This is a genomic window from Weissella cibaria (assembly GCF_004521965.1).
In the GTDB taxonomy this organism is placed as follows: Bacteria; Bacillota; Bacilli; order Lactobacillales; family Lactobacillaceae; genus Weissella; species Weissella cibaria_A.
Map to the genome: position 1 here is coordinate 65,897 of NZ_SDGK01000037.1, position 23,829 is coordinate 89,725.

The window sequence follows — 23,829 nt, forward strand, 5'->3', positions numbered from 1 at the left end:
TAGCCACCTGATTAATGGTCGATTTAACCGAAAAAGCCCTTCTTGTGCTCACCAGTCATCGCTGCTTGGAATGCTTCAAGCGCCTTCTTTTGGTCCTTATTCAACTTCTTAGGCACGTCCACGTAAATCGTGACGATGTGGTCACCTTGACCACCGCGCATAAATGGTGCTCCTTGGCCGCGAAGACGGAATTTTGCTTCAGTTGGGGTACCGGCAGGAACCTTCAACTTCTTCAAACCATTAACCGTTTTTACTTCAATTTCGCCACCCAAGACAGCGGTCGCATAGTCTATTGGAACACGTGAATAAATCGTGCCACCATCACGCTCAAAGCCATCCTTTGACGCTTCAACACGGAAGACCACAAACAAATCACCGTATGGACCACCGTTGTAACCGGCTTCACCTTGCCCAGACAAGCGCATTTGCTGACCGTTCTCGATACCTGCAGGCACCGTAACTTTCAACTCCTTGCTTTCTTGGCCACCGTTATCCGTTGAACGAGTGTATGAAATTGTTGTTTCTTTACCAAACACAGCTTCTTCAAACGTTAAGTTCATACGGTATTGCAAGTCTTGTCCCTTACGTGGTCGGTTTGGATCTTGGAAACCACCACCAAACATCTGGCTGAAAATATCACCCAAATCAGAAAAGTCGCCGTATTGGCCACCACCGAAGCCACCAAAGCCACCTTGACCACCAAAGCCACCAGCTTGGCCGTCAGTTGCCCCGTATTGATCGTACATGGCACGCTTTTGCTCGTCACCAAGGGTCTCGTATGCTTCTTGCACATCCTTGTACTTCTTTTCGGCACCGTCTTCATGGTTCAAATCAGGGTGGTACTTCTTTGATAGCTTGCGGTAAGCTTTCTTAATCTCGTCTTGTGAGGCGTTCTTATCCACGCCTAAACGTTCGTATAGCTCCGTGTTATTCATGAGGCCAACCTCCATCATTATCTCAATATGTATCACAAAGCGAGATTCACACCTCGCTTTGTGTCTAGTCTGTAACTAGTAGGAAAATGAACAGACTAGGAATTTAATTTTAAATTACTTCTTATCTTCAGAAACGTCGTCGAAGTCACCATCAACCGTGTTGTCATCACTTGATGAAGCACCGTCAGTAGCTTGGGCACCTTGCTCAGGAGTAGCTTGTTGATACAACTTAACAGCCAATTCTTGAGCAACCTTTTCCAAAGCTTCCTTCTTCGTCTTCATGTCGTCCAAGTTGTCGGCTTCCTTAGCATCCTTCAACTCAGCAACTGCATCTTCAACTGGCTTCTTGTCCGTATCGGGCAACTTGTCGCCAACTTCTTCCAATGTCTTTTCTGATTGGAAGATCAATTGGTCAACATCGTTACGCAAGTCAACTTCTTCCTTACGCTTCTTGTCAGCCTCTTCATTAGCCTTCGCGTCATTCATCATACGCTCAATTTCTTCGTCTGACAATGAACCAGAGCTTTGGATAGTAATCTTTTGCTCCTTGTTCGTTCCCAAATCCTTAGCAGAAACTGAAACGATACCGTTACGGTCAATATCAAACTTAACTTCGATTTGTGGTACACCACGTGGTGCAGCAGGAATGTCAGTCAATTGGAAGCGACCCAACGTCTTGTTGTCGGCAGCCATTGAACGCTCACCTTGCAAAACGTGGATATCAACAGCTGGTTGGTTATCAGCGGCCGTTGAGAACACTTGTGACTTTGACGTAGGAATCGTCGTGTTGCGGTCGATCAACTTTGTGAACACACCACCCATCGTTTCGATACCCAATGACAATGGCGTCACATCAAGCAAAACAACATCCTTAACGTCACCAGTAATCACACCACCTTGCACAGCGGCACCCAAAGCAACCGCTTCGTCAGGGTTAATTGAATGATCAGGCTCCTTGCCAGTCAAAGCCTTAACAGACTCTTGCACAGCAGGAATACGCGTTGAACCACCATTCAAGATAACCTTATCAATATCATTGATTGACAAACCAGCATCCTTCAAAGCTTGACGAACAGGCTCTTCCGCACGCTTTACTAGGTCAGCCGTCAATTGGTTAAATTGGGCACGCGTCAAAGTCGTTTGCAAGTGCAATGGACCAGCTTCAGTTGCCGTAATAAATGGCAAATCGATTTGTGCTTCAGTTGCTGATGACAACGTCTTTTTTGCCGTCTCAGCAGCATCCTTCAAACGTTGCAAGGCTAACTTGTCAGCCTTCAAATCAACACCATTTTCAACCTTGAAGTTATCGGCCAACCAGTCAATAACCTTTTGGTCAAAGTCATCACCACCAAGGTGTGTGTCACCATTTGTTGACAAAACTTCGAAAACACCATCACCCAACTCAAGGATAGAAACATCAAACGTTCCACCACCCAAGTCATAAACAAGGACCTTTTCGTCGTTTTCCAACTTGTCCAAACCGTATGCCAAAGCAGCGGCCGTTGGCTCGTTGATGATACGCTCAACTTCCAAGCCAGCAATCTTACCAGCATCCTTAGTTGCCTGACGTTGTGCATCGTTAAAGTAAGCAGGTACCGTAATAACAGCCTTATCAACCGTCTCACCAAGGTAATCTTCAGCGTACTTCTTGATATATTGCAAGATAATAGCTGAAATTTCTTGTGGCGTGTAGTCCTTACCATCAACCGTTACCTTGTAACCAGCTTCACCCATGTGTGACTTGATTGACAAAATCGTGTCAGGGTTCGTGATAGCTTGACGCTTAGCAGTATCACCAACTTGCGTCTCACCGTTCTTAAATGAAACAGCTGATGGCGTCGTGCGACCACCGTTCGGGTTAGTGATAACCTTTGGTTGGCCACCTTCCAAAACGGCAACAGCTGAGTTTGTTGTTCCCAAATCAATTCCAATGATCTTTGACATAATGTTTTTACCTCTTATTGATCAATTTTTATTTCTAATAGTAAATGAGTAGTTGTTTAGTTATAAACCGCTACCATCGCTGGACGAATTACACGATCTGCCAAGACATAGCCCTTTTGAAGAACCTGAGCAATCGTATCTGCAGGGTGATCATCATCAGCCGGTACAGATTGGATTGCTTGGTGGAAATTAGGATCAAATGGTTCGCCTTCGGCCCCAACGGCCTTGATGTCATTATCCTCCAAGGCAGATGCCAATGTCTTATAGACCATTTCGACACCCGTCTTAATTTGCTTAGCTGCATCGTCATCAGCTTCTACTTGCAACGCACGTTCCAAGTTGTCCAAAGCAGGCAATACTGACTTTGCCAACTTTTGGCTCGCATACTTAACTGCTTGTGCTTGTTCCTTTGTGAAACGTGTCTGCATGTTTTGCATCTCGGCGTGGGCACGCAAGTACTTATCTTCCGTTTCTGCAAGCTTAGCTTCCATCGCAACCATTGGGTCAATTTCGACCGCTTCGGTTGTTTCGGTGTCAACATCCGGTGTCTCAACCGTTTCTTCAACTTCTTCTTCAGGAGTCTGCTTATCTTCTGCCATGCTAACACCTCTTTTCTATCGGTAATATTCTAATAATTGTTGTGATAATGCGGTATGATATACATCAACTAATTCAACCATATCGGCGTACATCATCGATGTTGGACCTAGAATGGCAACTGCCCCTACACCGTGTTGTGGCACACGATAGGTTGCTGATACCAAACTGTAAGGTGATAATAGGCTATTCCCATTCTCATCCCCAATTTGTACCAGCACACCATCATTCGCATTACCAACAACGTGACGCATAGCGGTCGGCGCATCCAACAATTGATACAACTGCTTAACTTCTTGCAAATTAGTATCAACCGTAAAGTCCATCAAATTCAAACGGCCACCAACGAAAACTTTATCACGGACGGAACGTGCCAACACGTCACCAAACAGTTGCAAAAAAGCAACCGGCGTTCGAATTGTTCGTTCCATCTTCAATGGTAAATCGCCAGACAGCGTTCGTAGAACATCAACAATTGGTTGATTAACCAATGTTTCATTAATGTAACGCACCATGTCATCTAATCCATGTACAGCCATACCCTCGGGTAGTCTAAAACTCTGACTCGTTACCTGTCCATCGTTTGTCACGATGATCGCCATAATTTGCTGGCCATCGACAGGCACCAACCGGAATCCCGACAATCGCGTGTCAACTGATTCCGGCTTCAATGCAATCACCGTGTAACCTGTTAGATTTGCCATCTCAGTAACCATGTGCTGCACCAAATCATCAATTTGTTGGAAGTTACGGCTAAACACCCGTTCCAACGATTGGTGCACAGCTTCCGACAATTGACTTCTTCGCATTAGTTTATCGACGTAATAACGATAACCCCGTTGCGATGGTACCCGACCAGAAGATGTATGTTCTTTTTGTAGCAATCCTTGCTCTTCCAATGAAGCCATTTCATTTCGAACAGTAGCCGAGCTGACTGCCAATCCCAATTGTTCAAGCAAAGATTTTGATCCAACAGCTTTACCGGTTTTTGCGTAATCTTGAATTATCGCGGCTAGAATTAACCGCTGCCGTTCCGTTAACATACGCTATACCCCTCTTAGCACTCTCTATCACTTCGTGCTAACACATATTATAATACACACCACGCAAACGCTTGTCAACACTTTTAGCACTTTTAATTATAGAGTGCTAAAAACGTTGGCGCCATCCCGAAAATACGACCGAGCAAAAAGGACCGAGCCATCACATGACCCAGTCCTTCGTTTACATTTATTAGTACCAACCAATTGCTTGAATGTGATTCCAAGCACCTTGTGGGTTACCGTAACGATTAGAAATGTATGCCAAGCCAACCTTAGCTTGCCCTTCAACTGACATGTCGTAAATTCCTGTCGTTTGGAACAAGCCCACGTATTGACCGTTGCGGGCATTTACATTCCAGCCTGATTCGTAGTTAATCAACAAATTAAGGTAGTATTGTTGTGTTGAGTCCCAACCGTGCCAAGCTTGTGCAAAGCCCATCATTTGATCCTTAACAGAGCCAGATGAAAGCTTGGTTACAACACCGTTAGCATCAGCTGAATAGTTTGCACCATTAGCTGTGAACTTCGTGTTCTTACGCAAGTAGAACGTACCGTCGTTACCGAAGAAGTATTGCTTGCCACCGATCGTTTGCAAGCCTTGCACAGCACGACCAACGTTATCAACGTAATATGTCATGTCCCAAGCATTCTCCCATGAATTTTGGATGCGAGCCCCATTTTGGAACCAGTAATATGTGCCCATGTAGAATTGGAAACCTGTGTAACGGTAACCATTTTGCATCCACAACCAACCTGATGGTGTTGCGACGTAACCATTGGTCTTGCCGCGTGAGAAGAACGTACCATTGTTACCAAAATCGTAGTTAACGCCGTTAATTTCGTTAACGCCTTGCACAGCGCGTCCGTCAGCACCAACGTAGTAGTTCAGGCCCCAAGCACTCTCCCATGAGTTTTCTTGACGCACGCCGTCTTGGAACCAGTAGTAAGCACCCATGTAGAAACGGAAGCCTGTGTACCGTTGGCCATTCTCAAACCAGTACCAACCAGTACCGTCATTCAAGTATCCTGAACCTTGCACCGTTGCGGCACTAGCTGACGTCCCAAATTGTGTTGTGTTTGCGATTGCCAAACCGGCCATCGCTGCAGTTGTTGCCAATACTAATTTCGCTTTATTACTAACCATATCTGAATTTAAACCCCATTCTTATCAACAGACTGTTCTGTATTCACGACGCATATCTGCGTCGGACTCGTTTTTACTAATTCGACTTTACTTAGTGTATCGAGTTATAGTGACAGCCGGTTAAAGTGAAAGTTTCAAATCCGCGCCTTTTATTACTTGTATGTTACAAGCCAAACGACCGTTACAGAATTCCAGATTTTTTACAGGTGTTTTGTGCGATGCCTGGATATTTTTGCGAGAATATCAGTTGCGATTTTTCACAGGCCTAAATTGTTTATTTTGCAAACGGATGCAAAACCACCTTACCATGAATAAATTCACCCAAATAAATATCTTCCACGTCACCCTTCGTTTGCTTAGCAACTTCTTCGCGTAACCAGTCGATGTCTTTATCCAAAACTTCTAACAAATCGTAATTAGCTTGACCATCCTGGATAAGTGGATACTTAATCGTTTCCTCACCATATTTGATAATCGTCAGTTGACCGTTTTGCTCTAGAATTGCTCGACGTACCACCTGCACCTCATCAACACCAGCAGCGCGTAGCTTAAACATCAGCTCGCTAGCCGATAGACCGACCCGCATCGTTGTGGCCACATCAACCTCACCATTCTTTATTACTGTGACCGGTGCCCCATCGATCACACGCTTGACCCAGTAATTGTGTTCTTTCAAGAACTTAAGTAGCAAGACTAAAAATGTCCAAACAATCAGGACTAAGACAAATTGCAGTGCCGTAATATCTGAATTATAAATAACACCACCAATAATCCCACCCAAAACATAATTTTGGACTTGATCCATCGCGGAAATCGGCGCTAAGTTACCCTTCCCCAAAATATTAATTTGGATAATCAGACCGATAATCCCGATTGCCAATTTCAAAGCAATCGTTGTATAACTTGCGTCCATCACTTCACCTCAACTACTGTATGCTCGTCTAATAAGTTCGTCTTTTCCAGGGTATAGTTCGATTGATCAGCACTTAAATTCACCCGATAGAACTTCTTCCCGGCTTTCACAATTAAATTATTGTTCAAATTGACACTGTTTACAGCCACTTGTGCTGGCTCCACGTCCCGATTATGTGCCACATGCTTTAACAACTTAACAACCTGTGCTTTTTGAGCCGACTGGCTTTTCACCTGGTTCATATCTTGATACTGTAGCCCAATGACAAACGCTACTAATAGTAACATCATCACACTCAAATCCCGGTACTTCGACTTTAAATTATTGCGAAAATACAGTACCGCAAAAATTGCAAAAACAATTACTAGTACCGCAATAACCACCGTCGTTGCCGTTTCCAACCACGAATGGCGCTGGGTCAAGTAACCAATTGTATAAAATGTCATGCTATCCTCCTATCCTTCTGTCATGTTACGCAAATTTTTGGCGGTATACAACCTGATTACCAAAAAAATCCGCCAGGTATACTACCCAGCAGATTTTGCAAATCAAAATAGATTTAATTAACGTAAGAAGAAAGTATGGTTTGTACCAAAGTTGTACGTCTTACCATCAATCTTAACCTTGTTACCCTCAACAGAGCGGCCATCGTTACCGACGTAATACTTCAAGCCCCATTCTGCAACCCATTGATTATGTTGGCGCACACCGTTAATGAAGTAGTAGTAGGCACCCATATACATACGGAATCCTGTGTAGCGCTTACCGTTTTCAATCAACAACCAACCATCTGGCGTTGATACATAACCGCTTGCCTTACCACGCAAGAAGAATGTGTCATCGTGGCTGAAGTTATAGTATATTCCGTCGACATTATAACCGTCTCCTTGTACGGCACGACCTTCGCTGTCAACGTAATACTTCAAGTTCCAGGCTGTACGCCATTGGTTATTGATACGTGCGCCCTTTTCGAACCAGTAGTATGTGCCCATGTAGAAGCGGAAGCCAGTGAATAATTCACCGTTTTCATACCACAACCAACCATTACCAGCATCTTGGTAGCCTGAAAGCTTTCCACGCAGGAAGAACGTACTGTTGTTCCCAAAGTCATACGCGATACCGTCGATTAGGTGGTAACCTTGGACTGAACGACCATCTGAGCCAACGTAGTACTCGTTACCCCACTGGCTGACCCACTTGTTTTCTTGGCGCACACCATTAATGAAGTAGTAGTAAGCCCCATAGTATGAACGGAAGCCCGTGTATGGCTTACCGTTTTCGAACCAGCGCCAACCTTGATCCGTGTTCAAGTAACCAGATTGCGTAAAGTTACGGGCATAGTAAGTCTTGTTTGTCCCAAAGTCGTACCACTTACCGTTGACCAACTTAATGCCCTCTTTCGTCGTACCATCGGTTGCAACGTAGTAGGTCTTACCACCGGCCGTCGCCAATCGGTCTTTCCCCTTCAACAAACCATTGTTGCTTGGGTTAAAGAAATAACCTTGACCGTTAATGTTCTTGAAGCCGCCGGCAAGCACATTGTTTGTCGCATACTGGCGGTTACCTGACTCATCCGTTTGCCAACCATTACTAATGAAATTCGTCTTTGAATCGTGTTCATTTTCAGCAAGGTTGCTGTTATCAGCCGTAGACACTTCAATCATCCATTGGGCCATCAAATCAGCCATCTTGGCATACGTATCTTGTGTTGGGTGAACTTCGTGATCCCCCAGCGTTTGTTGTCGGTTCACATCCGTAACAATCTGATAACCTGCTTGACGCCAATCTAACACTGGAATACCAAAACTCGTATAAACTTGCTTCAAAGCATCAGCCAACTGATTAAACGTGTATCCTGCTTGCCCTTTAACATTCAAGTTATTTCCACCCATATATGACGGAATTGGCAAAACACCATAAATCACTAACTTTGGATTAGCGGCACGCATTGTTCGAATGTTCTTTTGCAAACGTTGTTGCACGTAACCCAAGTTATTGTCGCTATAGTTTAAATCATTAACTCCGATTTCCAATACCAATGATTCAGCATTCTTGAACTGCGAATCAGCCGTGACACGCTTTAAGTTATTGGTCAGGTCGTAAGTCTTATCACCAGGTCCGTTTTGGTTACCTGAAATTTGTGAACCACTTGATGCATAACCTGCATGCATTGACTCAGGCTTGATGACGTTAGCTAAAAGCGTTGGGTAATTTTGCTTAACCACTTGGTTACCATCCCACCCAACGGCTAACGAGTCACCGACTACCCATACATTTTGATAACTAAAATAGTTATTTTCTGATTGTTCTGGCGTTTCGAGTGGCTGCGTAGTTGCGTTCGTCGCTGTTCGCTTTACCCCTTCAACCTTAGCCGTCGTTTGCGCTGATTCTTTTGGCTGCTGTACCGCAGTTGCGGCGTGTATTGAGTCTGCCGTCGCCCATAATCCGAAACCTAAAACTGCTGAGGCCAGCATTAGGCGTGTTGTTGTTTTACTCATTGATTTGCACTCCTCCAAACAATTGAATATAGCAAACATTTGCCCGGATGGCATAAAACTTCCTGAACTTCAATTGAATATAAATATAATGGTAGCATTTTTGAAAAAGTTATAAAAATATCGCAACGTTTGTTACAAACGTTGCGATATTTTAATTACTTATCCTTAGGGAATTCAATGGTTGGCTTAAACTTACGACCAGCCTTAATACCACTAATCATTGTATCAAATCGCTTCTTCTTGTGGTCTGTCCGTACAAAGATCAATCGAAGGAGGTCCCAAGCGATTTTACCGTTTCCACGCATGTGACGGAAGAAGTCACGCCTGCGCATCGTGTAAACACGATTACGGTACATGTTAAAGTACCAAGGTAAACGACGTTCAATATCGTTGGTAATATCATCTTCAGAATTTGAACGCATTTTGTGCGTGACAGAAGATGCTGGCACTAGATAACCTGGTGCAACCCGTCCGGCACGTTCCGTATACTCCAAATCGTCAATCCAAATAAAGAATTCTGTAATTGGCAAACCAATTTGGCGAACAATATCCCGTGAGAAAAATGATGACACGAATGTCGCATTTTCAATTCGAACAGGTTCTTTAAATTCTGTATTCAACGTCGTCTTATACGTACCGTATTGACGGAGTACGTTACGAACTGATGGCTTGCCATCACTAAACATTACCTTTGAAGCCAAGAAGCCAAAATTAGGATTTTGTTCCGCGAATGCCGTCAGTGGTTCCAAAGAATCTGGGTGCACCATCGTATCGTCGTCCATAACCCAAACGTAATCATCATCCGTTTGTTCATAAAAGTAGCGAATCCCGGCGTTGAACCCGCCAGCGCCACCAAGGTTCTCAGACATCCGCACATACGTAATGCTGTCACCCAACGATTCTAAGTAATCTTGTGTATCTTGCTCAGATTTATTATCAATCACAATTAAGTGTGACAATTTTGGCTCAACGGCTTGCAAAGCGGCAATTGCCTCTTTTAACATTGGCAAGCGGTTGTAGGTCACAATCACTGCGCTTACTTTTGCCATAATATCTCTTATCCCTTCGCCTTGTTCTTAGCAAATTCTACCTTTGGCTTGAAGAACCAACCAGTCGTGACACCCTTAAGGACCATCTTCAAGCGAAGCATCTTCTTTGGTTGTCCGTTAAAGAAAATCATCGCTGCTTCATAGGCAATGCGAATGTGTGCACGCAAGAAACGGACAAAGCCACGATTGCGACTGAAGTACATCCGGTTACGGAAGGCGTAGAAGTAACGTGGTACACGATCTATTGAATCAAGCGATACATTTGACTCCACGTTTTGCGCCATTTTGTGAATAACACGTGATGTTGGCACCATGTACCCTGGGTAAACACGCGCAGCACGCTCCGTGTACTCAATATCATCACCCCAGATGAAGAATTCCTTCACCGGTAGGCCAATCTTATCCACGACTTCACGACTAAACATCACTGAAACGAACGTCGCATTACGCAACTGTTCCATTTCAGTCGCATCCAATGGAATCTTCTTAAACCGGTCGATTGGGAATGGTAAGTTCATCTTGGCACGTGTGTTATCCGTCCAACGGACATCTGAAGACAAGAAACCAAACTTGTTGTCAACCTTAGCGGCACTGTCAACAAGTTCTGTCAAAGCGGTTGGCGTTGGGACCGTATCATCGTCCATCAACCAAACGTAATCATCGACAGTTTCTTCCATGAAGTAACGAATACCCTTGTTAAAGCCACCCGCACCACCAATATTTTCTTCCAAACGCACATAACGGATTTGATTACCCAAACTCGTCAAGTACTCCTGGGTATCAGCATTACTCTTGTTATCCACAACAATAATGTTGTCCACCGGCGTTTCTGAGGCTTGCAAAGCTGCAATAACTTCCTTCAACATTGGCAGACGGTTGTACGTAACGACGACAGCGCTAACAGTCATATCAATCAGTCTCCAAACTAAAATTCATTCAATATCTTGTCATTGTATAAAAACACTCCCTTCAGTTTACCACATCCAGGAGTGTTTCATATATCTTATTCTTTCTCTTTATAAAATCTACGTAATTGGGCAATGCCCGCACCAAAGGCTAAGAGGGCCCAGCTAATTGCGGCCACATACTGTGTGGTCGGCAACCAACCTGGCGTCTGATAACCCAAGATTAATGTGTTGCGACCAGCCTGCTGTTTGACCATAGGGGCTCCAATCCGACTCAGCTTAATGTTATTTAGCATTTGACCATTTAACGATAGCGTCGTCTCCGCATACTTCACAACTGGCAAAGTAACGGTTGTCGCCCGCTCAGCTTGCCAAGTCAGGTGCAACTGGCCATCAACAACCGTTTGCTTCATTTTCGGCAAACGATTTAATACAACATCGTGCATATACGCTTGATCTAACCCGTTCTTCGTATACCAATCTTTACCAGTCAAGGATAATGCCGTCTTCTTTGAAATTGGTACATAATCTGGGTAGTTTTGCGTGCCATCTAACATCAAACGACTTAAATCGATACGTCGCTCGTCGGCCACTAGTTGTTTTAACGTCAACTTCGGCCTAGTGTACGCCGTCAAACCGACCACTGTTTGCAGATCCGACTGTGTCGCCATCTTATCAGTCATCGGCGTGAATAACATCCCCATCGCCAAAACGCCCGTCGCCAGCGTCGCCACCTGCATACCTGAAGCCGCCGCAATTGGCTGTTGTTGCAAACACAATAGCAAGCCAAACACAATCAAAATCAAGCCCGGAATACCAAAACGCAGCGCAAATTGGAAGGTTGACAACCAATTGTCAGCATCCTTCATAATCATACGCCATGGTAGCAATTGTGAGCCGGTTACAACAAGCAACACGCCACCCAACAACGTCCATTGTGTGGTGAAATCCAACCGTGGTCGGTACTGGTTACGCAAAACTAAGGCGGCAACTGCAATGGTAATTAAAACCATCGCAATTAACGATAGATTGTGACTCCCATCCCAAGTGAAGCCCAGTGTATCGGCCGGTATATCACCACGTAATTCAATAAACGGCCGCAATAAGCGGTTACTCATGTTCACGTGCAAAAATGGTAGCCAAACATTAACTGACAATAGCAATGTCAAACCTGCCGCCAGAACCCCATTCAGGACCATGAACAACGGTCGCTTCGCCCTAAAAACTGCTGGTAGCGCGAACCACACTAATGCCAGGAGCATAAACAAAGTTGAGAGCATGTGGACTTGAATGCCCAAGGCCATCACTGCTCCCATCTGCCATGGGTTAATCGGCCGATTTGGTTGTTGGAGCATCCGAATACCAACACCCACAGCTAGCGCGATAAACATGGATCCAACGCTCATAAAAGCCTGATTGGCGAACCAACTTAGGCCCGGTAGAGAACCAACCATAATCATCGTCCCAGCCACGCTATACAGGCGGCGCACGTGGGCCCAACGCAACGCCAAGTAACCAGCCAACAGGCCACCAAATGCAACGATGAAATTAGACCAAAATTGCCAACGGACCCAACTACCTGCTAGCAATAGCAGTAGTCCATTTAGATAAGCGAACCATGGGCCGTAGACCGCATTCACAATCCGGCCTGATTGATTAAATCCAAACAACGACACGAAGTAATTGAATTGGCCAGTTTTCAGTTGCATCGCCGCATCGTAGAACCGATGTAAGTGGAAAAACGCATCCACGCCCAACACCATCCGGTTCTGATTTAAAATCGGCAATGCGAATAATAATGCAATAACGACAAAACCAAGCACTGCCTGGCTATCGCGATAAGCGCCAGTTTGTCGATATTGCGCAAACCTTCTTCTCATCGCTCTCTCCCTACTTTACTTTACGAGCAATATAAATTGGTCGCTTCTTAACTTCTAGATAAATACTTGAAATATAACGCCCGACAATGCCCAAACTCAACAGTTGCACGCCACCAAGCGCCAACATGATGACAATGGTTGATGGCCAACCAAAGACCGAGTTTTCTGGGTGTACTAGCGCACGAACAAACACAATGACCGCACCAATCAATGCCATCACAAAGGCAATCGTCCCCAGGACAGATACCAAGAGTAATGGTGCCTTTGAAAAATTCACAAACCCATCGATTGAATAACGGAACAAACTCCAGAAATTCCAAGATGTCGTGCCGGCAACGCGATCCTTATTCTCATACTCTAGATACTTTTGCTTAAAACCAACCCACGAGAAAATCCCCTTCGAAAAGCGGTTATATTCTTTCATACTCAAAATCGCATCAACCATTTGACGGGTCATCACGCGGAAATCACGCGCACCTTCAACGATATGAGTGTCAGACACCATATTAATAATCTTATAAAACAAGCTTGAAAACCAAGAACGAAGCTTTGGTTCACCGGCACGCGTTGTACGCCGTGCGCCAACGGCATCCCATTCACCAGATGCGACGCCAGTCAACATTTCTGGCAATAACTCGGGTGGATCTTGCAAATCCACATCCATAACCGCGATATAATCACCAGTTGCGTGTTCCAAACCAGCATACAAACCGGCTTCTTTACCAAAGTTACGTGAGAATGACACCAAGTGCACATTTTCATCGCGCGCAATCAATGATTCAACAGCGGCTACCGTCCCATCAGTTGAACCGTCATCGATGTACCAATATTCGATATCATAATCCGCAAAATTTTTGCGCTCAAGTTCAATCGCATCGTAGAAGATGACTACCGTCTCTTCTTCGTTAAAAACCGGTACGATAATTGACAACTTAGACATATCTGTCCTCTTTCATATATTTAATCAACTTGTTTCAGTATAGCAAAAAAGCACCCCCGATTGGGATGCTTTCACAATTTTATAATATCTGATTTTACTTGTGGAGACGTCCTTTGATAAACCCTTGCATAGTCAATACAAAGTTAGCTCGCATCAAGATGACCATAACCACGTACACCACGACACCAACCGCAATCTGTACCACCGTGCTCGTTGGGAACGGTGGCATTCGCCAAGCCATCGTCGCAATGACTGCAAACATAACGATACCCGCTACGAGATACTTCCACAAGCCGTGGAACAAAGTGCCCAATTCAAGTTGGTGACGAATGACATAAACCTGGTAAAGAGTTACTGCAAATTCAGCGATAATCGTCGCGACCGCCGCCCCATACAAACTCCAAAGCGGAATAAAGATGAAATTCAGTAACACATTAACAACCGCGCCAACCGTCACGGAAATCGTGAAATCACGGGTTCGATTAACCGGCATTAAATATTGTGTGCCGATAACGTTACTCCAAGCGATAAACAAAACAATTGGCGACAAAATCGTAATTGTCCAACCAGCTGGTAAGAAGTTTGGTCCCATGTACCAAATCGACATCTTTGGTCCCAAGGCCATCATCCCGAACATCAAGGGCGCAGCCATCGCTGTAACAAAGTCCATTGACTTGTAAATCGCGTCATTGACCGCTTTAGTGTTACCGTTGGCATAATGGTTCGCCACACGTGGCAACATGACAGTTCCCATCGCCGTCACTAGGGCCAACGACACTTTGACAATCTTATCCGCGTTTTCATAAAAGGCTGACAAACTAATTGAGCCACCAGCAAACAAAGGTAACATCGTCTTATTCAACTGCAAATAAATTTGCGTGGCAATCGTTGGCAAAAATAAGCCTAATGTTGGTAATAAGTGATGACTAAAGTTCAAAGTTGACAACTTCGGCAATTTCACCTTACCAGGAATGTAGAACCACATCGTGATATTACCAATCACTTGGGTGAGTGCCAACAATAGAATGTAGTTATCAACATCATCAGCTGACTTAACCAGGATGAAAATCAACACCACCATGGCAATCTTAACCAACGAATTACGGACAACCGTCTTCTTAAAGTCTTCCAAGCCCATGAAGTACCATGAAATATCGAGCAGCCCCGAAACAATTACCCACGTCTGCAAATACAGCTGGTGATTGTTTGTTGAAAACTCACCTGGTACATGGCGCATCGTGTAGACAAAGACGACATAAATCGCAATTGCCAACAGACTAACCATTGTGTGCAGTCCTTGGATTTCCCAAAACCGTCGATCACGTAATTCACGGTCATCACGCACATACGCAATTTCACGTTGACCATACAAAGTGATACCTAACGTGGCAAACAGCAAGAAGTAACTCACAATCGAGTTAGTCCAAGCCTGCACACCCATCCCATCCGCGCCAAGCACGTGTGACAGGTACGTCATCGTAACCAACGGTGCCAACACAGTTAGCAGTTGATAGAAGACGTTATACAAATAATTTTTTACGACTTGCATGTCACTCTCCGACTGTTTTTAAACTTATCAGTCTAGTATAGCGCAGATTTAGCGCAAATAGAATGTACCATTCGTCCCGAAGTTATATATCGTATTGCCAATCTTTACATGTGATCCCTGGACAGAACGGCCATCACTACCAACGTAGTAATTCAACCCCCACTCTGGCACCCAACGATTATATTGACGGACCCCATTGATAAAGAAATAGTATGCGCCCATGTACTTACGGAATCCGGTGTAACGTTGGCCATTTTCAATCCACAACCAACCATCCGTTGTGTTGACGTAACCATTCGCTTTACCGCGCAGGAAGAATGTGCCGTCGTGACCAAAGTTGTAGTAAGTCCCGCTAACTTTGTAACCATCTCCCTGCACCGCTCGGCCTTCACGATCAACGTAGTATTGGAGATTCCAAGCAGAACGCCACTTATTATCAATACGTGAACCATTTTCGAACCAGTAGTACGTTCCCATGTAGAAACGGAACCCCGTAAACTTACAACCATTTTCAAACCAGAACCAGCCATTACCATCATTGATGTACCCAGAAGCAGGTTTTCCCTTCAAATAGTAAATTCCATTCTTATAGCCATCGTTGTCCAGTTGATCAAAATGGTACTCTTCAATCAAATTAATGAGCGATTGGGCATACGTTGGCGATGTTGCATAACGCCCTTGTAGCCCATACGCCGCTTCTTTATAATTTTTAGCCCGCGAACGCCAAGCACCTGCGTAATATTCTGTATTCCACGACACACCGTTCTTAAGCAACTCGCCTTGTGCATCCACTGACTCATACGCCGAAGGATACTTAGCAAACTTCGCTTGAACTGAATATGGCTTGCCACCTGAATACTCAGTTGTCCACATCGTGACTGATTGTCCATTGAAAGCGCCTTTAACACCGAAATAATTGTTGGCTTTCGTACTCAACGTACTCTGTCCCCAACCACTTTCTAAGGTTGCTTGTGCCATTTGAATTGACGGATATAGTCCATATTTACTTGTATCCGCTAAAATTGCTGGCGTCATCTTATTCACGAACGCTTGTTGTTGTGTTGTTATTGTCGCTGCATCAACTGGAGTGACTGGTATAACGATACCCAACGTCATAGCCCCCGTTGTCAACGCAAATTTTAAGGTTTTATCCATACGCTAACCACCATTCCTAAACACTCTGTAAAATTTAACAAAATCCCCCAAAATTATATTATAGCGCAGCAAACAAAAAGAAAGAGATGTGTAACACCTCCTAGACTTACACATCTCTTAAACAACTGAAGTATTTTATGGCAATAAACGATTTACACCTGGAATTTTTTGTAATCCCAGCACAATCGCCACACTGATTACCCACACCACCATCGGCAAAACCAACATATGATAATAAGAGCTTTGATCAAGGTGCAATAACTTCTCTAGCACCGCAATTACAAATTCGTGAATGACGTAAACGCCCAACGACACACCAGAAAGCCGCTTCAACCAAACTGTTGTCTTTGGACCCGGTTGCCAATCAAGCGGGAAGTGCGCTTTTGCCCAAGCCCAGACCCCCAACGGCATCAAAAAGCCACCGATGGTGAAAATACTATAGGCATCGCGTACGGTCTCATGGCGCCAAGCTGAGAAAATAATCGTCAAACTAAACATAATAACGAACCCCAAAACACTGGCACCGTATAGCAAATGACGCATGCGCTTTGAGATATCGAAGTTATGAAAATACCAGCCGACAAAGAAAATGCCAATCCCCGTCGACAAGACCAGCGGAATGTTGTTCACCAACTGATTTGGTACCCGGTGAAAGAGCGTATAGGTGTAATTAATCACACCGACCCCAATGACATATAAGGCAATGATATATTCGACCACTTTTTGATTATCCTTTGTCGCAATCAATGACAAAAATGGCACAGCTAGATAAATCGGAATGATGAAATAGAAAAACCAAAATATTGGCTGAATCGTATCATATTCTAACCCATTCCAAAAGCCAATCAACGACCAATCAGGATTGTGACCGACGAAATGATTCCAAGCATACCAGACGAACGTCCAAAAGATAAATGGAATCAATACCTTCGCCCAGCGCTTTTTAAAGAATGTCTTTGTATCGTACCGCTCGCGATAATTAAATAAGTTGGCGCCTGAAATCATAAAGAAAATCGGCACCGCCCATATAAAGGCAATTTGAATCACCAAACTCAGCACCCAGCGGGGTGATCCCGGCGTATATTGGAAGGCAAATTCTGAGGTGTGCAACCACATCACTGCAACCGTCGCAATGATATTCAGAATATCCATATAGTAAAACCGCCGGCTACGCTTCTTGACCGGGGTTACAGGTTGATCTGCCATGTTACACGGCTCCTTTTAAATGATTGCTTACAAATCAGTATACCGAAAAAGACACCTCACGACGATGCGAAAGGTGTCTTTTTAAAGTTTATTTAGCCTTCCGTCTGTGCCAACTAGTCACAAAAAGAACCACCCAACCAATTGCAGATAATAGCCAAACTTGGTAAATCCACTTCGGTGTTGTATAACTGACTGTCAAACGATGGTCACCCGCTGTTACATGAACGCCAATCGAACCCCGTTTCGTTTGCTTAGCCGTCACATGGCGGCCATCTAATGTCACACGTTCATTGCCGTACATCAGAATTGGTACATTCAACTGCCCTGATCGTGGTGCGTCGACTTTAAACGTTGCTGACGTCAACTTGTAAATGGGTTTTGCTTTAATTTGCTGATTGCCCAGGAAAGTTTGGTGTGCGAGGAACGAATAGTAATTCTCGACTGGCCACGCATTTTTAGGCGCATAGTCGAGCATGCCGATATAATCGTGACGCGCACCTGGTTTAGTCAGAGCTGCTAGTTGCTTATCATTCGCCGTGAAACTTGTTTCAAACAACGCGGTGGTCGCCTCAAACCGTTGATTCGTTACCAATGGTTGCTGGTGCTGGCGCGTATAAATCAAATTCTCCGTAAGCGCCAAGTAGCTACCCACACTAAACAATAACACAACCAAAGTCGTAAGTGCCTGTTGCTTTGGCAAAGCAAAGACGCGCACTAATTCGCCTGATAAGTAAACGAGCAAGAACAATGAACTCAAGCCAAGTAAGCGGAACGGAAATTGGACTAATGCCTGTACATTCTCAGAGAGCGCCCGCCAAGGAAAAATTGAAGACGCCATGATAAATAACACGACTCCAAGCCCCCAGATTGTCAACTCACGCGAGAAACGGCGGCGCCATAATTGCACTGCACCAATCACAATTGCCAAAATGCCAACCAGTCCAATGTTTTGATTTATGCCATTCAGTGAGTACACTAAGCTTTGGCCCAAGTCATACATTTTGCTAATTGGCCCTTGCGCCGTCGTAATAATCGTCGTTTGGCGGTTTTGGTACAAGAATGGCAGGCAAATGACCGCCGTCATGACGACTGTCATCATCACCGCTTTAACAAAATTAAGTACGCGTATTTTTTCAATCTGCAAGCGTCGAGTCAGGACTAATAAACCCACAATGATGACAAACAACGTGAGCGTCAAAACTGTACTCAACATGTGGGCGTATAGGATTAAGGTTAAGCCTGCTGCCAGAGCCCGCCACTTACGCGCGTCACCCAAGAAGACGTTGTATAACCCAACAAACGCCAACGGTAGAAACGCAAATGCCAACATCTCACCAAACACAAACTGATCATACGCTAAATAAGTGCGGTAACTAGCAAATCCATATAGTAACGCAAAAATAATCGACCGCATGCGCTGTGATTGATACTGATTCATCGCCAGATATGCCACAATCAACGTCACAAACATCACAATCGCTTCACCTAGGTAAAAAGCGTGAATTGGATTGTGCATCACTGCGAACAAGCCGGACCACCCGAGCATGTATACAAACGGGTAGAAGAAATTGCTAGCACTACCAATGTTAGTTAGCACATTAAAGTAGCGATATGGTATTTCATGCGCCTGTACCCCTTGTGTCAGACCCGCTAGCCGATTAAGGTGAAACAATAAATCGCCTTGGCCATAAATGGTGCCCCGATTCCAGTAAGGGAGAACCGACAAGCCCGCAATTACCACGAACAACAGTATCACCAACAAATGTTGTAAAACTGCCTTTTTATTCATAAGACCCTCTTCTCGAAAAAAGCCAATCATTCAACAACAGAACGATCGGCTTTTTTAAATACAGATTAGTGTTCTTCGTCGTGTGCGAAGTTGAAGCTTGAAGAAATCTTGAATTCCTTACGTACTTCATTTAAAGCAGCGTTGAAGACTTGGTCCATATCGAAGTAACGGTATTGTCCCAAACGACCACCGAAAATAAATTGATCCTTGTGTTGGCGCGCCTCCTTAGCGTATTCCTTGTACAAGTTCGTGTTCTTCTCGTCGTTAACTGGGTAGTAAGCTTCCTTCGTACGGTCCCATGTTTGTGGGTACTCCTTCGTAATGATTGTCACACCATCGTCTGACAAACCATCGAAGTGCTTCCATTCCATCACACGCGTGTATGGCGTCTCAGCATCCGTGTAGTTAATAACTGAGTTTCCTTGGTAGTTATCTGATTCGATAACTTCTTGCTCGAAGCGCAATGAACGGTACTCCAACTCACCGAACTTGTAGTCGAAGAATTGATCGATCATTCCCGTGTACAAAATACGTGGGAACTCAGCAATGTATTCATCCTTGTGCTCAAAGAAGTCTGAGTTCAAACGAACATCAATCAAATCGTTATCCAACATCTTCTCGAAAATTTGCGTGTAACCACCGATTGGAATACCTTGGTACCGGTGATTGAAGTAGTTGTTGTCATAAATGAAACGAACTGGCAAACGCTTGATGATGAAGGCTGGCAATTCAGTTGCCTTACGTCCCCATTGCTTTTCCGTGTAACCCTTGATCAACTTCTCGTAGATATCAGTACCAATCAATGAGATTGCTTGCTCTTCCAAGTTACGTGGCTCGCGGTCACCCAAGTCAGTCAAAGCAGCAGCCTTTTGCTCTTCGATCTTAGCCTTGGCTTCAGCAGGCGTCTTCGTTCCCCACATCTCGTAGAACGTGTTCATGTTGAATGGTAAGTTGTACAACGTACCCTTGTAGTTGGCAACAACTTGGTTTTGGTAACCGTTAAATTCAGCGAATTGACGGATGTAGTCCCAAACTTCCTTGTTGTCCGTGTGGAAAATGTGAGCACCGAAATCGTGCACCGTAATACCGTGCTCCGTGTGTGTGTACATGTTTCCAGCGATGTGCGCGCGCTTTTCAATAATCAATGAGCGCTTTCCACGCTTAGCTGCTTCATAAGCAAAGATTGAACCAAATGGTCCAGCCCCTACGATCAGGTAATCGTAGTTCTTATCATTCAAAGTCATGATTTGTCTTCCTTCTGATGATTTTTGTATAAAAAATATCCTGAAATTACTTTACCATAATTTCAGGGTATTTCACACTAAAAGTGTGAGAGTAATTGGGATATTGTATCACTTTGTAATCAAAAACCACCCGCCATAGGCAGGTGGTTTTTGATTAATATTAGAAGTGAACCTTCTTATTGGCATTCTTGAAGAACTTACGCTTCAAAAATTGGGTTCCCTTGTCCAACCAATTTATCTTCTCAGTCGTAACCAGTGGGAATTCCATCACACGCTTTTGCCTGGTGTTCACCCATGTGTCCATCAAACGCTCTGATAAGAAACCAAAGACACGACGTTCCTGTCCTTCATATTCGAGATATGGAATACGCTCTTCAACGTCCTTCAACACATCGAACATGAAGTCAGTATACGCTTGAAAATCAGCTTGGCGCATAATGCTCATATTGAATAAATGCGCTTTTGTGCTGTTGCCCATTGCATCAAACGCAGCCAAGTAATCCGGATGCTTTTCTGCAATCACCCCACGCATCACAATATATGGCTCATGATTGTGCGCATTAAAGTAGTGATCCTTTTGCGTTTCGATATAGTAATTACGTTGTTTAGGCAACAATACATCCGCAGTTTCCAAAGCATTACGGATATCTGTCTCTGTCAAAATGTCAGTCAAATCATGACTAGCTTTCTTACCAAAGTAACGGCGATAGTGCATCAAACCAATCACATCTTCATCTTGCAGATTATACTTAGCCCAATACAACGCCGTCAATTCGTTGTAGAACGGATTCATTTCAGACATATTTTGCCCAATGTTATCTGGTGTGTAATTAGCTGGGTAACCCTCCTGCAGCGCAGCCCCGACCATGACCGGCAGATACGTTGGATCTTTAGGCATTTGGTATGGCTTGTGTACAGCAACTAAAATTTTCATTCAACTAAATTCCTTCGTTTTGTAATTCATCTTCTGCTAAGTGGACCACCCGCCAATAGAAGAACAACATCAACAGCATCGGCCATGACGTTGCATTGGCTGGTGTAATACCGGCCGTCACAATTGTAATCGCCACAGTAACCAGGAATGACTTAACCATCACCCGATAAAACATTACGTGGTCAGATGTACTTTTCTTCAAACGGCCGAGTGTCTTCACTGCCCGCGTAATCAATCCTAACAACAACCAGAAGCCAATTAGGACAAAGATAACACCATAGCGAGCTAACCAACCAAACACATCATTCAAAATTGGGTATGATTGATTCTTGTAAACATCCATGTATTCAGCATTGTTTTTTGACCACTCTGGCAAATTCTGCACAATATAGTGACCTTCGTAACCATAGCCAACCCCAAACAATGGATGATGGAGCCAAGCGCCAATTAAACCAATTGTACCGCCTAGACGATTATCGGTACCGCCCTTCTGGAACAACCACTGATTTAGCATCGCGTTAACCGACGGTACAAATTGATAAGCTGTGGCAACTGCAATTAAGGCAATCAACACACCACCCGCGATAAACAACTTTTGCTTACGTGGTGCAGCAAACCAATAGGCAACGGCGAGCAACCCGATCATCAAGAAACCAGTCGTAGTCTTGGCCATGAATAGAATAACAACAATAATGGCTAACAAAGCCCATGTCAACCAAAATAGCCACTTGCGGTTTTTGAAGTTTTTCAACGGCTCCTCAGCAATCATAATTAACAATGGTGAGAACGTTAATCCCAGCAGCAATGCTAAAAATGACGCTTCCGGTTCTAAACCGTTGACACGCCACAATGTTGCCACATAACTCCCATTATCATAGAAACTACGATCTAACCAGTGGCGTTCAAACAAGCCAGCAATCGGATTGATAATATGACTTAGCCAGAAAGCACCATCTATGAAGGCGATTTGAGGCAAAACAATTACTACGATGTAGACAGTCAAGCTAATCATCACTGACTTGACGAACTTCACGGCATCTTCATAACTCTGAATCGCCATCTTTTGGACTGTATACGCAATCCAAATCACGAGAATCATCTGAATAAACGAAACCAACCCGTGAAGCAAGCCATAGATTTGCTTCGTATCACCAACCATAAAGGATTGGTACGCCATCAGGATTAATTGCACAACCACAAAAGCGCCCCATAAACGAAGCGTATTTGTTTTAGGCAGCACCGTTTGTAACTGAGCAGGTTGCAAATAGATTTTCACCATGATGTACATTGAGAAAATCAAAACCGCAAGTTGAGCGAATGAATCAAAGAAGAAATATGTGTATGTCTTCGGCAAAAGCGCGAATGGCATTAACCATGCAACCATACGAATCTCCTTTGCTTAGTTCTTAGTAGCCGTCACGTTCTTGTAAACACCCACAAAGAATGCCAAAACAACCCCGATTGCCAAACCAGCAACAGCACCAAACAGTGCTGCCTTCTTTGGCGAACCAGCAACCATCGTATCCGTGTCGGCTTCCTTAGTCTTTGTCATCAACTCAGGCTTTGGCATGTCCGAAATCAACTTAGGCGCATTTTCAGCATATGACTCAGCGAAAGCGTTAACGATCTTGATTGCTTGCTTAGGCTTAGCAATCCCCTTAGCCTTGGCCTTCATCAACAACGTCCCATCTGTAATTGACAATGACACGTCTGAGCGCAAGGCATCAGCTGATACCTTAACACCTTCAACCTTCAAGGCTTTCACAGCTGGCTTAATCACCTTATCATCCTTGGCAACAGTTTTATATGACTTCAACAACCAAGAATCAGCCATAATTCGCGAATTTGGATCCTTCACGCCGGTGTTTGACTTGGCAACGTACATTGCGCGCGTTGCACTGTAGCTTGTCGCTGCAGATTGCTTATTCATCACGTACATGGCACCGCCACCAACAATTCCAAGGACAATAATCCACCAGGCATTGCGCAACATGTGCTTAAACAAATCAGTCACTGTAAATTGATTTTCCATCACTTCGTAGTTCCTTTATGTATATTAAAATTTTTGATGCTATAAATAGCAACTTCCCTTAAATGCGAAAAA

Annotated in this window: 20 protein-coding genes; all 20 read right to left on the reverse strand. The window is 44.2% G+C overall.

All coding sequences use genetic code 11. The annotated features are described in order from the left end of the window. Positions 1 to 23 precede the first annotated feature (23 nt). Positions 24 to 935 (reverse strand): DnaJ C-terminal domain-containing protein, encoded by a 912-nt coding sequence (locus EST42_RS05685; RefSeq protein ID WP_134644588.1) that lies wholly within the window; start codon positions 933 to 935, stop codon positions 24 to 26. A gap of 114 nt (positions 936 to 1,049) precedes the next feature. Then, positions 1,050 to 2,879: a molecular chaperone DnaK gene (gene dnaK / locus EST42_RS05690; RefSeq protein WP_134644589.1), complete on the reverse strand. Its 1,830-nt coding sequence runs from the start codon at positions 2,877 to 2,879 to the stop codon at positions 1,050 to 1,052. A gap of 56 nt (positions 2,880 to 2,935) precedes the next feature. Further along, the gene (gene grpE, locus EST42_RS05695; RefSeq protein WP_134644590.1) at positions 2,936 to 3,478 is read right to left on the reverse strand and encodes a nucleotide exchange factor GrpE; all 543 of its coding nucleotides are present in this window, start codon (positions 3,476 to 3,478) and stop codon (positions 2,936 to 2,938) included. Positions 3,479 to 3,493: 15 nt separating this feature from the next. After that, positions 3,494 to 4,519 carry a heat-inducible transcriptional repressor HrcA gene (gene hrcA / locus EST42_RS05700; RefSeq protein WP_134644591.1) on the reverse strand — a complete coding sequence of 342 codons (1,026 nt, stop codon included), beginning with the start codon at positions 4,517 to 4,519 and terminating at the stop codon, positions 3,494 to 3,496. A gap of 190 nt (positions 4,520 to 4,709) precedes the next feature. Beyond that, positions 4,710 to 5,663, reverse strand: a complete 954-nt coding sequence (locus EST42_RS05705) for an aggregation-promoting factor C-terminal-like domain-containing protein (RefSeq protein WP_134644592.1) — start codon at positions 5,661 to 5,663, stop codon at positions 4,710 to 4,712. Between the two features lie 274 nt (positions 5,664 to 5,937). Then, entirely contained in the window at positions 5,938 to 6,576 is a 639-nt protein-coding gene (locus tag EST42_RS05710; protein ID WP_134644593.1) for a DUF421 domain-containing protein, read from the reverse strand. After that, entirely contained in the window at positions 6,576 to 7,022 is a 447-nt protein-coding gene (locus tag EST42_RS05715) for a DUF3290 family protein (protein ID WP_134644594.1), read from the reverse strand. Before EST42_RS05715 ends, EST42_RS05710 begins: the two co-directional genes overlap by 1 nt. A gap of 117 nt (positions 7,023 to 7,139) precedes the next feature. Further along, a complete protein-coding gene (locus EST42_RS05720) occupies positions 7,140 to 9,074 on the reverse strand; it encodes an SGNH/GDSL hydrolase family protein (protein WP_167711117.1) in 1,935 nt (644 codons plus the stop codon). A 155-nt stretch (positions 9,075 to 9,229) separates the two neighbouring features. Further along, complete coding sequence (locus EST42_RS05725; protein WP_134644596.1) at positions 9,230 to 10,123, reverse strand: glycosyltransferase family 2 protein; 894 nt, start codon at positions 10,121 to 10,123, stop codon at positions 9,230 to 9,232. An 8-nt stretch (positions 10,124 to 10,131) separates the two neighbouring features. Next, the gene (locus tag EST42_RS05730; RefSeq protein WP_134644597.1) at positions 10,132 to 11,031 is read right to left on the reverse strand and encodes a glycosyltransferase family 2 protein; all 900 of its coding nucleotides are present in this window, start codon (positions 11,029 to 11,031) and stop codon (positions 10,132 to 10,134) included. 95 nt (positions 11,032 to 11,126) lie between these two features. Continuing rightward, the gene (locus EST42_RS05735) at positions 11,127 to 12,908 is read right to left on the reverse strand and encodes a hypothetical protein (RefSeq protein ID WP_134644598.1); all 1,782 of its coding nucleotides are present in this window, start codon (positions 12,906 to 12,908) and stop codon (positions 11,127 to 11,129) included. A gap of 10 nt (positions 12,909 to 12,918) precedes the next feature. Further along, positions 12,919 to 13,848 carry a glycosyltransferase family 2 protein gene (locus EST42_RS05740; protein WP_134644599.1) on the reverse strand — a complete coding sequence of 310 codons (930 nt, stop codon included), beginning with the start codon at positions 13,846 to 13,848 and terminating at the stop codon, positions 12,919 to 12,921. A gap of 94 nt (positions 13,849 to 13,942) precedes the next feature. Beyond that, positions 13,943 to 15,397 (reverse strand): flippase, encoded by a 1,455-nt coding sequence (locus tag EST42_RS05745; protein WP_134644600.1) that lies wholly within the window; start codon positions 15,395 to 15,397, stop codon positions 13,943 to 13,945. Between the two features lie 48 nt (positions 15,398 to 15,445). Then, complete coding sequence (locus EST42_RS05750) at positions 15,446 to 16,552, reverse strand: glycoside hydrolase family 73 protein (RefSeq protein WP_134644601.1); 1,107 nt, start codon at positions 16,550 to 16,552, stop codon at positions 15,446 to 15,448. Positions 16,553 to 16,687: 135 nt separating this feature from the next. After that, entirely contained in the window at positions 16,688 to 17,758 is a 1,071-nt protein-coding gene (locus EST42_RS05755; RefSeq protein ID WP_134644602.1) for an acyltransferase, read from the reverse strand. Positions 17,759 to 17,846: 88 nt separating this feature from the next. Next, the gene (locus EST42_RS05760) at positions 17,847 to 19,547 is read right to left on the reverse strand and encodes a hypothetical protein (protein ID WP_134644603.1); all 1,701 of its coding nucleotides are present in this window, start codon (positions 19,545 to 19,547) and stop codon (positions 17,847 to 17,849) included. Positions 19,548 to 19,612: 65 nt separating this feature from the next. After that, complete coding sequence (gene glf / locus EST42_RS05765) at positions 19,613 to 20,791, reverse strand: UDP-galactopyranose mutase (protein WP_060655167.1); 1,179 nt, start codon at positions 20,789 to 20,791, stop codon at positions 19,613 to 19,615. A 160-nt stretch (positions 20,792 to 20,951) separates the two neighbouring features. Next, on the reverse strand, positions 20,952 to 21,725 hold the full coding sequence (locus EST42_RS05770; RefSeq protein WP_134644604.1) for a DUF4422 domain-containing protein: 774 nt from the start codon (positions 21,723 to 21,725) through the stop codon (positions 20,952 to 20,954). 4 nt (positions 21,726 to 21,729) lie between these two features. Beyond that, on the reverse strand, positions 21,730 to 23,109 hold the full coding sequence (locus tag EST42_RS05775) for an O-antigen ligase family protein (protein ID WP_134644605.1): 1,380 nt from the start codon (positions 23,107 to 23,109) through the stop codon (positions 21,730 to 21,732). Between the two features lie 15 nt (positions 23,110 to 23,124). Continuing rightward, positions 23,125 to 23,757 (reverse strand): YveK family protein, encoded by a 633-nt coding sequence (locus EST42_RS05780; RefSeq protein WP_134644606.1) that lies wholly within the window; start codon positions 23,755 to 23,757, stop codon positions 23,125 to 23,127. Positions 23,758 to 23,829: the final 72 nt, after the last annotated feature.